We start from the raw sequence: 14659 nt of genomic DNA, 5'->3' as shown, positions 1-14659 counted from the left end.
CCGATGTGGGACAGGTAGAAACCTCAAATAGACGGCTTTTAGAAATGAAAGCATGGCTCAAAGCCTTCTAAGAAAAACGTTATGAAATGTTAACAATTGTTAGCATCAAATCCCTTTGCCGAAATCAATAACGATCTACTTAAAATTGCACTCTGATAATCCACAGGTCAACGATCCTTATCATTGAAACAAGCCCCACCACCCTGTAGATCCGTTAAGTCATTGTCGAATAGTTAGATATACGTACCTTGGCTTCTACTCGCTTTATGCCAGAACGTCTCTTTGGAGCTACCAAGAAACAAAGAGTTTCAGCGTTTCTCCAGTGAGGCGAGTTAACTGAAGATATCCTCATGTGTCGTTTTTCGGCATGAAATTGGACATATCGCCCAGCGCTGCGACATCTAAGCAGTACCGAGCGTATCGACCACATCTGAATTGGGGAGCATGGATGGCATGCAACCTTCTCCAGCCCATCCCTTTCCGATTTCGCAACCGCTACAAGGGGAGATTTCCGACAGCCCATCAAGAAAGTTGGGACACTGCAGGCCACTGTCCCAATCATATTTCGTCAAGTTGCCATCACAAGCAACTAAAAGAGACAATCAAAATGGCCGAAACATACTTATCCGACAAACAGGTAGGCGCTCGCTATGACGTGCATCGATCGACGCCGTGGCGTTGGGTCAATTCCAATCAAGAATTTCCCAAACCAGTGAAATTGTCACCTCAGTGCTCGCGTTGGAAGCTGTCAGATCTGGAGGCTTGGGAAAAGTCTCAGTCTGAGCAGATGTCATGACCTGCATTCGCATAAAAGAAAGCGCCGCCCCTGCTGGAACAGGAGACGGCGCACCCACTAACGGTGGAAAATTCAATCTTCTTCGCAACGAGGCTATCGTGAAAACCACGGACGCATCAATATCGAAATGCATTCCCCAACCCATAAACAGCGTCGGGCGCACTTTAGGATACGCCCTCTGGATCAGCTCCCCGCGCGCGTGGATCGGATTCCAAACAGTTCTGACTGCTAGGCTTAGCACAGCGTGCCGAATGCTATTGGCCTCTAATGTCCTGTGCACTCTAGATCGTGACGATGCTTTGCTCGCGCTTACGCAGGCCCACAGTTACGCTGGGCCACCTATCCCTCCACTGATCAGCCTTATGGATGAAGCAGCGTTTTGGGCCGGTAGCGCAGCATCTGAAGAATTGGATGCTTATTGCTTAGCCAGTTTTGCTCAGATGCGCCCAGCGCGACAAACAGCGTTTCTGGAGCATGTGACTAGGAGGCTGGCCGCATGAAACAATTGCCGTTTTCAATCCTGCTACGGCTGCATAGCCTCACTGAAGCGCACGTGACCGCAATTACCTATTTGGCTGTTGGGAGTGGCGTGTAATGCGGGACTATTCTGAAATTCCTGTTCAGTTACTTGGAAATCAAATCGAAAGCCCCAGCGGCGGGAATCTTCGCTTACCAACAGAGTTTGTCTGGCGTGATCCGTCCACCATTGCCCCTCGCCCGTGGCTTTACGGACAACATCTGATCCGAAAACAGGTTTCCGTAACAGTGGCGCCTGGTGGTGTCGGCAAGTCGTCTCTCACGATTTGTGAAGGGCTGGCAATGGCCTCTGGGCGTAAGCTATTGGGTGATTGGACCGCACCAGACCTTAAGGTGTGGCTGTATAACCTTGAAGATCCCCGTGATGAGATGGACCGCCGGATAAGCGGAGCCATGCAACATTACAATGTGACCCCCAGGGAAATATCCGGCAGATTGTTTGTTGATACTGGGCGGGAACGCGAACTGACTACGGCAATTCAAACTCCACGGGGTGTTAAAATCGTCACGCCAGAAGTGGACGCCTTAGCAAATGAGATCAATACGTGTGGGATTGATGTCATAGTAATCGACCCATTCGTTTCGTCGCATCAAGTTGGCGAGAATGACAACGGGGCCATCGATTTAGTTGCAAAGGAGTGGGCCCGTCTCGCGGATCGGTGCAATTGCGCAATAGAACTTGTGCACCACACCCGAAAAACCAATGGCGAAACTGCGACAACCGAAAGCGGCCGTGGCGCAACGGCGCTTCTGGCTGCGGCACGATCCGGGCGGGTTTTGAACAAAATGTCGGACGATATGAAGGCTGAGGCGGGCGTAAAAGACGACCCTGCTACCTATTTCTCTGTTACCCGCGATAAAGCCAACTTAGCGCCAGTTGGTGACCGTGTTTGGCGACGGATGGCATCGGTACTTCTATCGAACGGTGATAGTGTGGGCGTCGCTGAAGCGTGGAAATGGCCGGATACGTTCGATGGGGTTAGCGTTGCAGATCTATTGGCAGTGCAAAACGCCCTGGATGGAAAAGGACGACGATATTCGGATCAGACCGGCGACGATTGGGCTGGCGTAACTGTGGCCAATGTTTTGGGCTTGGACGCCTCGTGTCACCGAAAGCGAATTAAGAAGATGATCGAGTCCTGGCTGAAATCAGGAGCATTGAAAAAGGGACACAAAATGAGCGCCCAGCGCAAGGAGGTGCCGACTTTGGAGGTAGGCGAATGGGCATCGGATTAAAGTGCGCCACTACCTCGAAAACATAGGGCGCGCGCAGTGGCGCAGATACGTTCAAACTGGTTGCACCACCCCCCTACCCCCTATTGGGGTAGGGGGGTGGTGGCGCAACTTGCCCTGTTCAATTTGGGGGGAGAAGACAACGCTGAACACTCGGTGTTTTTAAATTAAATGACAACCGATCAAGAAGTGCAGAATTTTGGATGGCATTCAATAAAGCATGAGGCCAGCCATCATCACGGCAGCAACCCTGCGACCAATTGCCGGTATGAACAACCAAGGGGCGACCATCGCGTCAGCATCTATTGTTAAAACAAGAATTGGTCTGTTACAGATCGGTGCAAAACCGAGAATTTGAAAGTATCGATTGAATGACAACAGACACTCGCAAAGCTGATCTCGACTTTGCCGCCGACCTCTTCAAAGCCGCTGACAAGATGCGCGGGGGGCTTGAGCCGTCTGAATACAAACATGTCGCGCTGGGCCTGATCTTCCTGAAACACATCTCTGAAGCCTTTCAGGCGATGCATGATCAGCTTTCTGAAGACGAACTCGCTGATCCAGAAGACCCGGAAGAATACCTTGCAGAGAATGTCTTCTGGGTTCCTGAAAAGGCACGCTGGTCGCACATTCAAAAAAACGCCCGCTCAGAGAATATAGGCAAAATCATCGACGATGCGATGGAGGTTATCGAGGCCGAACCGACCAACGAAACGCTCAAGGGCGTCTTGCCCAAGAATTATGCTCGCCCCACGCTCGATAAAACCATGTTGGGTGAGCTGGTAGACCTCTTCTCCAACATAAAGATGCACGACAGCGCCGACCGCGCGCGCGACCTCTTGGGTCGGGTCTATGAATATTTCATCTCAGGCTTTGCCAGCGCCGAAGGCAAGCGAGGCGGCGAGTTCTTCACACCTCGCTCCGTCGTCCGAACGCTGGTTGAAATGCTCGAACCCTATCAGGGCCGGGTTTATGACCCATGCTGCGGATCGGGTGGCATGTTCATTCAGTCTGAGAATTTCATCGAAGAGCATGGTGGCAACCCCCTGAACCTTGCTGTCTATGGGCAGGAGATCAATCACACCACATGGCGGCTCGCCAAAATGAACCTTGCTGTGCATGGCATTGATGCTGACATTGCCTGGGACAGCGCCGGCAGTTTTCACAAAGACGCTCATCCGGGGCTGAAGGCCGACTATATCCTCGCCAATCCGCCGTTCAATATCTCTGATTGGGGCGGCGATCGACTGACTGAGGACGATCGCTGGCAATACGGAATCCCTCCCAAGGGCAACGCCAACTTTGCGTGGATACAGCACATCATTCACCACCTCGCTCCGCGTGGCCATGCGGGCGTAGTGCTCGCCAATGGCTCTATGTCCAGCCAGACCAGCGGCGAGGGCGAGATCAGGAAACGCCTGATCGAGGAAGACCGCGTCGATTGCATGGTCGCCCTGCCGGGGCAGCTTTTCTATTCCACGCAAATTCCCGTCTGCCTTTGGATACTGTCACGGGACAAATCTGCTAACGGGTTGCGGAATAGATGCGGAGAGGTGCTGTTCATCGACGCCCGCAACTTGGGCCATATGGTGGACCGGGTGCGGCGCGAGTTCTCGGACGAGGACATCGAGCGGATCGCTGGCACCTACCGCCGCTGGCGCGCCAAGCCAGAGACGCTGGAGGAGAAAGGCTGGGAGGCCTACACCGACCAGCCGGGCTTCTGCAAAGCTGAGCCTGACTTAGAACGCATCCGAAAATTCGATTATGTGTTGACGCCGGGGCGATATGTCGGAGCCGCCGAGGACGAAGGCGACAGCGTGCCGTTTGACGAAAGATTTGCGGCTCTTTCAGCCCAAATAGAAGAACAATTCCAAATTGCGGAAGAATTGAACTCGACGATCAAAGCAGTTTTAGGTGGCATCAAATGACGATCGCCACATTCCAGCTTTCAGAGGTCGCGGAGCTAATAACAAAAGGCACAACGCCACCAAAGAGCATGGGTGGCTTTAGCGACGCGGGGATAAACTACATCAAGTCGGAAAGCCTCAGCTATTCAGGCGCTGTGGACATATCAAACCTAGTCAAGGTTTCACCGGAAGTTCATCAAAAGCTGAAGAGGTCGCAGCTCAAAGAGGACGATATTCTCTATTCGATTGCCGGAGCAAATCTAGGGAAATGCGGGATCGTTCCTTCCGAAATACTACCGGCGAATACAAATCAGGCGGTCGCCATCATTCGTTTGGACAAGACCAAAGCTGACGCTCGGTTTGTATCCTTCTTTCTTCGAAACCCACGCTTCGTTCGAAGTGTTTTGGCTGGAGTGGCTCAGTCCGCTCAACCCAACGTTAATCTCGCCGACATCGGTCGCTACGAACTACCTGCGCTTGGATTGCCACAACAAAAGGCCATAGGTGATGCACTCGGCGCGCTTGATGACAAAATCGAGCTGAACCGGCGAATGAATGAGGCGTTGGAAGAGATGGCGCGGGCGCTGTTTCAGGACTGGTTCGTCGATTTCGGTCCCACCCGTCGTCAGGCGGACGGCGCAACCGACCCCGCCGCTATTATGGGCCACGCCCTCCCCCCCAAAAAAGCCGCCACCGTCGCCCCCCTCTTCACCGCCAAGCTGGGCGACGATGGCCTGCCTGAGGGGTGGAAGAAGCGCATTCTGTATGACCTCACCGATTGGGTGAATGGAGCGGCTTACAAGAACATGCACTTCTCAACAGAGCCTAACGCGCTGCCTGTTATCAAGATCGCGGAGTTGAAAGCGGGTGTCACAAAGACGACCAAGCACACAAACACGGCACTCGGCGACAAATTCCGGATAGTAAACGGCGAAGTGCTGTTTTCATGGTCCGGCAACCCAGACACCTCGATTGATACCTTCATTTGGTCAGGCGGCGACGCGTGGTTGAACCAGCACATATTCGCGGTAAGACCGAACGGGGAAGTCGAGCAATCGGTTCTTTACTTCTTGCTCAAGTACCTGCGCCCCCAGTTCGCTGAAATTGCGCGAGATAAGCAGACAACCGGGCTTGGCCACGTAACAAAACAAGACCTCAAGAGCATGCGGATTTGCTTGGGTTCGGATGAGGTAGAGAACGCAGCAACGGAGATTTTTAGTCCGTTGTTCGCGAAGCTTTACGCAAACCAAGAAGAAAACCAAACCCTCGCCAATATGCGCGACCTCCTCCTGCCCAAACTCATGTCCGGCGAAATCCGCCTGAAGGACGCTGAGGCGCTGTTATGAGAGGATCGCTACTTCATAGCTTGCTGGAGTTGGCCCATTCTACCTCGCAGAACCTCGGGTTTGCACATCACGACGATGTCAATGTCAGTTACGGTGAGGAGACGATCACGGAAACCAACCTGTTAGAGCTTCGCCGTCGTCATCCCGCTATCATTACCTTGAAAACCTTCGGCAAGAAGAAGGAGGCAAAGAACGGAGCGGATTGGGAGTGGCATATCATCGGGCGCAGGCGGAAGTTTCGAATGCGCGTTCAAGCCAAGCGCTTGCAGAAAGATGACAAGCTAAAAATCCCTCACAAGGTGAAGTCCTCGGGCAAGCAACAGATCGACCTATTGATCAAGGACGCCAAGGCACACGGGCTCAAGCCTGTCTATTGCCTCTACTCAGCCGAACGACAGCGCGACTACTGGGAAAAGGAAAATGTTGGCGGTGGATTCGATGCCTTTGAGGCTGGTTGCCTCTTAGCGCACGCAAAGACCGTCAAAAAGAAGATGCCCAAGACGCTTTCTGAAATCGAGAAATACTGTGTTCCCTGGCACTACCTCGTCGAGCGTCGGAACTACGCGCATGCAAGCCCTTTTGATGTATTGGACATGGAAGGTAGAGTGTTGCGGTTTCTAGTCCCATCTACTGATGTCACAGTCGCGACAGTCTCCCAGCAACCTGTGGATAGTGCTTCGGTTCTAGGGTTCCCCACGTTGGACGAATTGAACGACCATGATCACATAGAGCGCGACATTGAAGGCATCGTTGAAGCAGACGATCCAGAGTTCGAACATCGAGGAAGCGTGTCAGATTACCGTGAGCGCGGTATCGGACGGCTTGTTGAAATTGATGTACGCGAGTTTCCCGACCGTCCGGTGTTTCGGGAGACACCAGATGAGCAGCAATAGGAAAATTACGTGATATTCAACAAAGAACACTTTGAGCAACGCCAGCACGGCGATCAGGATTTGAGACCAGGGGACATTCGCAGCCAATTTCAGCGCGATCGTGCGCGAATAATGCACTCTGCTGCATTCCGGCGTTTACAAGGCAAAACTCAGGTCATGGGTACTGGTGAGGGCGACTTCCACAGAACTCGTCTCACGCACTCAATTGAGGTCGCCCAGATCGGCTACGGCATTTTAGAGGCCCTTAAGGCCAGGAAGGACATTCCTGCCGATGTAGTGAATTGGTTGCCGGACAGAGACCTGATTGAGGCCGCCTGCTTTGCGCATGACTTAGGCCATCCGCCGTTTGGGCACAAAGGCGAACAGGCACTTCACAAATCGATGTTGGAAAACGGCGGATTCGAGGGGAATGGCCAAACACTGCGCATCCTCACTAAGCTCGAAAAGTACAAGGAACGTGGCTACGGCATATATCCTACGCGGCGTTTGATCTTGGGCGTGTTGAAGTATCCGAAGTCTATGGCAGATTTCGAACTCAGCAAATTTGGCACGAAGCCTCCGAAGTCCTATCACGACGAAGAAAGAGATGCGGTGGGTTGGGCTTTGTCTGGCTTCTCACAGGAAGACGTTGCCAATCTCGTTGGTTCGGCCGACGGAAAAAGTGCGCATCACAGTTTCGACTGTAGTATCTTGGAATTGGCAGACGACATTGCCTATGGCATCCACGACATTGAAGACATCGTCGCACGCGGTCTGGCCACTCATCAAGAGGTTCGGCAAGAAGTCACAAAAGCTTTTGATCGGGTCAACGGCTCGCTGACACATGAGCAAACTGAGTTTAACAGCGTCATGGTCTGTCGCGGTCTCCTCGGATCAAGTTTTGAACGCAAACAGATGGTTGCGAGCCTTGTAAATTTGTTCATCACCAACGTGAGGTTATCCACTCATAGTGAGTTCCAGCACCCGCTTTTGAGGTTCAATGCATCTCTTCCCGCCGAGCATCGCGATCTCTTAAAGGCACTCAAAGGCTTGGCGTACGACTTGATAGTTAAAAAGGCAAAGTTGCAGCAGCTTGAATGGCGGGGGCAGATGATAGTTGAGCGTCTATTCGACGTTCTAATTTCAAACCCCAATGGACTGATACCTCAGAGTTCATGGGAAGACGGCTGCACAGATAGCTCAACAGAACGCAGGGTCTGCGACTACATCGCGGGAATGACGGATGCCTACGCCGAAAAACTCTACAAACGGCTTTATCAACCGGGGTTTGGGAGTAGTGGGGATGAGTTGTGAGCATTAACGAAGACCTCGTCGAACAAGCCGCTATTGGCATCCTGCAAGACCTTGGCTGGCGATACGAAGACCCCTTGGCGATTGCACCCGATGGGGCTGAAAAACGGCGAGGATCTTATGGCGAGGTGGTCTTGTACGAGTTGCTGCAAGTCGCGGCAAAGCGGTTGAATCCGGATATCCCAGATGAGACATTGCATGCCGCTGTCAGGCAGGTGGCGGTCTCTGAGACTCCCTCGCTTATCGAAGAGAACCGGCGCATTCACAAGCTTTTGGTTGACGGGATCGACGTCGAATACCGCCGCCCCGATGGATCAATCAAAGGTAACAAAGTTTGGTTGATCGACTTTGCCAATCCATCAAACAACGACCTGATGGTCACCAACCAATTCACCGTTGTTGAAGCAGGGCACAACCGTCGTCCCGACGTGGTGGCGTTCGTGAATGGTTTGCCTCTGGTGGTGATCGAGCTGAAGAATGCCGCTAGTGAGAACGCCACGATTGAAGACGCGTTCAATCAGCTACAGACCTACAAGCATCAAATCCCTTCTCTCTTTCGAACCAATGCCGCCCTGATCACGTCAGATGGGCTTTTGGCGCGAATAGGTTCGCTCAGTGCGGGAGAAGACCGCTTCATGCCCTGGCGTACGGTCACCGGTGCCCACGATGATTTCACACCAGAAGGCCCGAAGGAGATGGACACGCTTTTGCGAGGCGTGATGCAGCCTGATCGACTTTTCCAGTTGATGCGCGATTTCACCGTGTTTGGTGACAAGGGCGATGGCGTCTTTAAGATCATTGGCGGCTACCACCAGTTCCACGGTGCGCGGAAAGCGCTGCGTTGTGCCGTTGATGCGGTTAGCGCGGAAGGCGACCGCAAAGTAGGCGTGATCTGGCATACTCAAGGTTCTGGTAAGAGCTTTCTGATGGCTTTTTTTGCCGGACAGTTGGTTCGAGCGCCGGAGCTTCAAAACCCAACGATCCTTATCGTAACCGACCGCAACGATCTGGATGATCAACTATATGGGACATTTTCACTCTGCCGTGACTTGATTCGCCAGACACCAGAGCAGATCGAAGATCGCGACGACCTTCGTCAAAAGCTCGATCGGCAATCAGGTGGCGTGATCTTCTCGACACTGCAAAAGTTCGCTCCGATTGCAGGTGAAGAAGACTTCCCCATGCTGTCTGACAGGCGCAATATCATTGTTATTGCAGATGAGGCTCACCGTAGCCAGTATGGCTTTGACGCTAAGCTGGATCGCACGACGGGTAAGCGGCGATATGGCTATGCCCACTATCTTCGCCAAGCCCTGCCCAACGCGTCCTTTGCGGGCTTCACGGGCACTCCTATCGAAGCAGCTGATGTTAATACGCCCGCCGTCTTTGGCGAATATGTCGATATCTATGACATCAGTCGCGCGGTTGAAGACAAAGCGACTGTCCCAATCTACTACGAAAGCCGCCTCGCTCGTGTTGAGTTGGAGCAGGAGAAGCTGCCCGAGATCGACGCGGCCGTAGATGCTCTTTTCGACGATGAAACGCTTTCTGAGCAAGAAAAAGTTAAGTCGAACTGGAGTAGCGTTGAGCGTCTTGTCGGAGCTCCTCCGAGATTGGAGAAGGTCGCACAAGACATTGTCACTCACTTTGAGGACCGCATCGAGGCAATGGCGGGCAAAGGTATGATCGTCTGCATGAGCCGAGCAATTTGTGTGAACCTCTACAACCGGATCATTGGGCTGCGTCCAGAATGGCATTCTGACGATGATAAAGAAGGAGTGGTCAAAGTTGTGATGACCGGTTCCGCTTCAGATCCGCTGGACTGGCAGCAGCACATCGGCAGCAAAATGCGTCGTGATCTGCTAGCCAAGCGGGCACGTGATCCATACGACCCGCTCAAACTGGTGATCGTACGCGACATGTGGCTAACGGGTTTTGACGCGCCCAGCATGCACACAATGTACATTGACAAGCCAATGCGCGGTCACGGTTTGATGCAGGCGATTGCTCGCGTAAACCGAGTGTTCAAAGACAAACCCGGTGGTCTGGTAGTGGACTACATCGGAATTGGGCAAAACCTGCAGAAAGCCCTTCGGAACTACACAGCAACCGATCGCGAGCAAACCGGAATCGACGAGGAAGAAGCCGTGGCTACGCTTCAGGAGCTTGTCGAGAGATGCCAAGACTTTTTTTCTGGTTTCAACTACCGGGCTGGGATAGAAGGCGAGCCGCAGGATCGCCTTCAGGCGCTCGCTGGTGCCATTGAATGGACATTGGAGAAGCAAAAGACCCGAGCAGACAAGGCGAGCGGTGAAAAGGCTAAAAAAGCAGAGCTGAATTACTATGCCGATCTAGTGGCCAATTTGTCCAAAGCCTTCGCTTTGGCATCCGCAAGCGATTATGCACAATCGGTCAAGGAAGAGGTTGGCTTTTTCCAGGCTGTTCGCGCGGCTTTATCCAAGTCGTCGCCAAAGACCGGGATGAGCAAGCGCGAAAAAGAGTTTGCCATTGGTCAACTCATCTCAGATGCCATAGCAGATGCCAGTATCGTCGACGTCCTGGCGGCAGCGGGTATGGACAGCCCGGAAATCTCCGTGCTTTCCGAAGATTTCCTCTCTGAAATTCAGAACTTGGAGCAAAAGAACCTTGCGCTGGAGGCTCTAAAAAAGCTTTTGGCGGGCGAGATCAAAGCCCGGCAGCAACGGAACGTCGTCGAGGCCAAAGCCTTTTCAGAGCGTCTTGAGGCCGCTGTGGCACGCTACCACGCCAACGCCATCACGAGCCTTGAGATGATCCAAGAGCTTATAGACATGGCTAAAGATTTGAAGGCATCTGTCGAGCGTGGCGAAGACCTTGGCTTGGGCGAAGAGGAACTGGCTTTCTACGATGCTCTTGCGCAAAACCGAAGCGCTGTCGAGATGCTGGGCAGCGAAGAGTTACGCAAGATCGCCCATGTGCTGGTCGAACAGCTTCAAAAGAACGTCACTGTTGATTGGCACCTCAAAGAAAGCGCGCGTGCCAAACTTCGGGTTCTTGTGCGCAGAATCCTCAAAAAATATGGATATCCACCTGATTTGGCGCCCGTCGCGATCAATACTGTGTTGAGCCAAGCCGAAACTCTGTTGCATTGGAAGGCCGCTTGATGAACGGTGTTGGGAGTTTCTACTGAACTTACAACGAATACTGATACTAGGGCTGAATGCGGTCCTAGTATCGACATTCCGGGCACACCGCGTGCGTATCGCGTAGCTTCAACAAATCGATAGCTCTTCCCTCCAAACAGCTCCAATCAACACAAGACCCAAAAACCGACTACTGCGATGATCAGCTATCCTTTCAAAGGCCCCCTGATGAGTGCGTACTGCGCCGATATCGGTGCAGCGCGGCCCAACATTCAACCGAAGCATGTTCCTTTTCTTGCTCGCAACGGCAGCCTTACGGAAACGCAAGCTCGCGAAGCCGACCGACTCCGCAAAATGAAGGATCGTATTCCCGATACCGAGGCGGTCACCCTCGGTAGTAAGAAGGTGCGGGCTTTCTTTACGCAAGTCTTAGATCATTGGGCCGATCGGGCCGGGCGAAAAGAAGCAAAAGTACTCAATCTCGCTGACCTCGATGTCTTTCTCAATGCCTTCCAAGAGAAGTACGCATTGTCCTTCGACGAGTTCGCAAAATGGTGCGGCGGCCCAACTTCACTTCTTTTGGGTATGGCTGCCAATCGTTCTGGTACATCTGTTCCAGGCTCGAACACATCGCGCGCTTTTTCTGACTCGTTCATCGAAGCTCTTTCTGAGCCGGAGCGGAACGGCATCGCTTTGGAACAAGGCAAGATACCCGAAAAGGATCTGACAAAGACTTGCCTGGAAGGATTGCCCGAAGGAACTGCTCTGCAAAGGTATGTGGAACGTGAAACAAGCTTCGATGCGGAACGATTGGGGCGATTGGCTTTTCATACCGGTATGATGTGGCAACTGGCTCTCGTTTCTGCAGCAGCGGCCGCGCCCGGCGATGAGGACAACCCAATTCTAAACCCGGCACCTCAGCCGACTGAAAATGATGCGCAGCGTTGGTCAAGTGGGCCAGCCTGGGTTGCTGCCCTCACTGAATTTGAGCGAGTTCACCACGGTGCTGCACGAACGGGCAGTCGGGGTCCGACCAGCGCTGCCCGGCAGATCCACACCCTTTTGGCAAAACACCCGGACGGCACAAATGGAAGCGAATATATTGTTCGAAAGTTGAACGGAGTTCTTTCGGGCCAAGAACCGCTTACATTCAAGGTTGTTGAAGACATTTGCCGAACGATCGAAGCTGCAGAGGATTTGTCTCCCGACGGGACATTGCAGAGTGCTTTGTCAGACGACGGGGATGCGAAGTGGGAAAATGAGCTTCTTCGGCTGCGAATCTACGGACACATCGCTGGGTTCATGAGTTACATTGAGCGTTTGTGGGAGTACGCAAGTCGCAAGCTCGACAATCCGACATTGCTTCAAGACTTGCACGACGTTTGGCAGGATTGGCCGCTGATCTACGGTAGCGCATTGGACAACCATAGGAAGCGCCTTGCTGAATTTGGCCTCTGATCCCAATTCAGCAAGGCTTTGTTCAAGTCATAGTATCAGGGCTGACGTGCCGGTTGCTTCGGGCGGCCATGAGCAACCGTTTTTTGGGCGCGGTTTACAAATCCACCGTCGAGCGTCTTGCTTTGTTCGATGCGCCGGACAGCTTCCGTCGTCATCGGCACCCGCGAGGCTTTCCCGGGCTTGGGAGATTTGTTGTCGCGGTTCTTTCCAGACTTCATGCCATGTTTCTTCGAGGGTAGACCAGCGGGTTTTTTCGTTTTGGCGTTCATGATTTGCTCCATTGTTGCGTATTAGAACACCAGTTTTCTCCCACAGTCCCACCGAAAAACTCTGTCGTACCGTGGGACAAAATGAAGGCGCTGTTATCGGCCTATGTCCGCTTGATCCCACAGCGCGTTTCCTGAGGTAGATTCCGATAAGGTTCGCTTTACTCAAGCAGTGAGGGCTACACACTCCTTTTGGGATTGGGCGGCAATGGTTTTAGGAAAGGTGCGGCAATCGCATTAGAATACGCAATTTAGATACGATGTACGAAGCGGCCAGTGGGTTGCAGTTGGGCATAGCTGATTCACCCGTTGCATGAGGTGGCAACCAAGCGCATTTGGGATGGCGGGTTTTTTGGCGGGTACCGCAACTAGCACCCAAAAATATCATTTAAATTCAATGATATATGGCGGAGACGAAGGGATTCGAACCCTCGAGACGGTTTCCCGCCTACTCCCTTAGCAGGGGAGCGCCTTCGACCACTCGGCCACGTCTCCGCCGACGGGTATATCCTTGCAAGCGACGGGAATACAAGGCGAAAAATATGATTTGTGCCTCTCTCTGAGAAAATTGCTGAACCCGTTGAAATCACGGTAAAAGGCGCCAACTTAAATGAATCATCGGCCAGAATTGGAGAATTTTTCCGGGGCGTTCTCCAACGTGAAACCACCGAACCGCCTGGTTCGAAACGACAGGGCACATCGAATCCCCATTCTGCATTGCTGCGTCGATTGAGAGATCGCATTCTCAAACCGAAGAAGCTCTCTTGTTTCGATTAGATTACATTTCCTCCGGGCAGCGGCGGCAGCGCAGGGCAATGCAAACGAATAATGGCTCACTTTACGACCACCCTCGCCTTTATTAAGAGCGGTGTGGTTAATAAATCCAAGAAGGGCACAGAATGAAGAAATTTCTCGCATCCGCTGGAGCGATGGCATTGGTCATGTCGAATGCGATGGCAATGGATGCTGACAGAGAGGCTATTATTAACGAGAAAGTAGGTAGTTTTGTTGACGCTGTAGGCTGCGCGGATCCAGAAGCCGCACAATCTTTGCTTGCGGAACTTGGCACTGACGATTTTGACGTCACTACATATATTGCGTTTCCGGTTGTAGATGTCGGATGCGCAGGTGGGGCTGGAACAAGCGCATTCACGCCGGTCGTGGTACGTGTTCCGGAATACCGGCCTTCGGCGGCCCATGTCGACATGTGGGCAACGGCGGAAATTGAATTTGTAGGTATGCCTGCGCGCGGATTGATATCAATAGAAGCGCTCGCGTCTAACCGAATGCATATCGTCGGAAAAGACTTCGCTGACGGTGATCCAAATTGTTGCCCGTCGAAATTGGTTGACCGCGTCTACCGTTGGGAACGTGGTGGGTTCTGGCTGCCGGAAGTTGATTGATTTGTTCTCAAAGTCAGCTGGCATACTAGACCGGCTGACCTGACCTCTTCCGCCTCTGCTATGAACTGCTTTTTGATCTCAAAACCGGTCGGAGCGGGCTCCTCAGAACGCCTCGTTATGTGATCGGGGTCTCGATTATGTTTGGCGCAATCCATCAATAAGAACGTGACCGTCCGGTGAAGGAGCTCTGGCACAGCTCCGATGGTCCCTATGACGCGACGGTTACAGCGTACCCCGAAAGCACAACCTTAAGTACGCCCGCTTGCTTCCACAGTGCTTCCAGTGGGGTTGGCACAAATTGCAACATCGCCTTGAGGCTGAGCCTCCCCAACTGAACTGGTCCACCGTTATGTTTAGGAAACGGAGGACCAAGAATGGCAAACAAGAGACCGAAGCCCGAAGAGATTG

Annotated in this window: 10 protein-coding genes and 1 tRNA gene; 8 read left to right on the top strand and 3 right to left on the bottom strand. The window is 52.8% G+C overall.

Going from position 1 to position 14659, the window contains the following annotated elements:
- Window positions 1-1390: 1390 nt before the first annotated feature.
- The 7 genes from ACR0FB_RS13920 to ACR0FB_RS13890 all read left to right on the top strand — a co-directional run bounded on the left by ACR0FB_RS13920 (window position 1391) and on the right by ACR0FB_RS13890 (window position 12582).
- Window positions 1391-2569 (top strand): AAA family ATPase, encoded by a 1179-nt coding sequence (locus tag ACR0FB_RS13920; RefSeq protein ID WP_480621419.1) that lies wholly within the window; start codon window positions 1391-1393, stop codon window positions 2567-2569.
- Window positions 2570-2937: 368 nt separating this feature from the next.
- The gene (locus ACR0FB_RS13915; protein WP_480686170.1) at window positions 2938-4494 is read left to right on the top strand and encodes a class I SAM-dependent DNA methyltransferase; all 1557 of its coding nucleotides are present in this window, start codon (window positions 2938-2940) and stop codon (window positions 4492-4494) included.
- Window positions 4491-5819, top strand: a complete 1329-nt coding sequence (locus tag ACR0FB_RS13910) for a restriction endonuclease subunit S (RefSeq protein WP_480621420.1) — start codon at window positions 4491-4493, stop codon at window positions 5817-5819. Before ACR0FB_RS13915 ends, ACR0FB_RS13910 begins: the two co-directional genes overlap by 4 nt.
- Window positions 5816-6712: a DUF6615 family protein gene (locus ACR0FB_RS13905; protein ID WP_480621421.1), complete on the top strand. Its 897-nt coding sequence runs from the start codon at window positions 5816-5818 to the stop codon at window positions 6710-6712. Before ACR0FB_RS13910 ends, ACR0FB_RS13905 begins: the two co-directional genes overlap by 4 nt.
- A gap of 9 nt (window positions 6713-6721) precedes the next feature.
- Complete coding sequence (locus tag ACR0FB_RS13900) at window positions 6722-8005, top strand: anti-phage deoxyguanosine triphosphatase (RefSeq protein WP_480621422.1); 1284 nt, start codon at window positions 6722-6724, stop codon at window positions 8003-8005.
- The gene (locus ACR0FB_RS13895) at window positions 8002-11145 is read left to right on the top strand and encodes a type I restriction endonuclease subunit R (RefSeq protein ID WP_480621423.1); all 3144 of its coding nucleotides are present in this window, start codon (window positions 8002-8004) and stop codon (window positions 11143-11145) included. The genes ACR0FB_RS13900 and ACR0FB_RS13895 overlap by 4 nt, the downstream gene beginning before the upstream one ends.
- Window positions 11146-11322: 177 nt before the next feature.
- On the top strand, window positions 11323-12582 hold the full coding sequence (locus ACR0FB_RS13890) for a hypothetical protein (protein ID WP_480621424.1): 1260 nt from the start codon (window positions 11323-11325) through the stop codon (window positions 12580-12582).
- Window positions 12583-12617: 35 nt separating this feature from the next.
- Here the strand turns inward: ACR0FB_RS13890 and ACR0FB_RS13885 are convergent, their stop codons facing one another.
- Together ACR0FB_RS13885 and ACR0FB_RS13880 are read right to left on the bottom strand one after the other, a co-directional pair.
- Window positions 12618-12851: a hypothetical protein gene (locus ACR0FB_RS13885; protein WP_480621425.1), complete on the bottom strand. Its 234-nt coding sequence runs from the start codon at window positions 12849-12851 to the stop codon at window positions 12618-12620.
- A gap of 402 nt (window positions 12852-13253) precedes the next feature.
- Window positions 13254-13343: transfer RNA gene (locus tag ACR0FB_RS13880), tRNA-Ser, on the bottom strand.
- Window positions 13344-13747: 404 nt separating this feature from the next.
- On the opposite strand from ACR0FB_RS13880, the gene ACR0FB_RS13875 reads away from it, so the two are divergent.
- Window positions 13748-14251, top strand: a complete 504-nt coding sequence (locus ACR0FB_RS13875; RefSeq protein ID WP_171724345.1) for a hypothetical protein — start codon at window positions 13748-13750, stop codon at window positions 14249-14251.
- Between the two features lie 208 nt (window positions 14252-14459).
- On the opposite strand, the gene ACR0FB_RS13870 is transcribed toward ACR0FB_RS13875, so the two are convergent.
- A partial coding sequence (locus ACR0FB_RS13870; RefSeq protein ID WP_480621426.1) for a hypothetical protein occupies window positions 14460-14659 on the bottom strand: 200 nt, incomplete at its 5' end.

The sequence above is a fragment of the Ruegeria sp. P10 genome (genome assembly GCF_056534925.1).
Note: the sequence above shows the minus strand (reverse complement) of the source record. Positions and strands in the feature narration are given on the sequence as shown.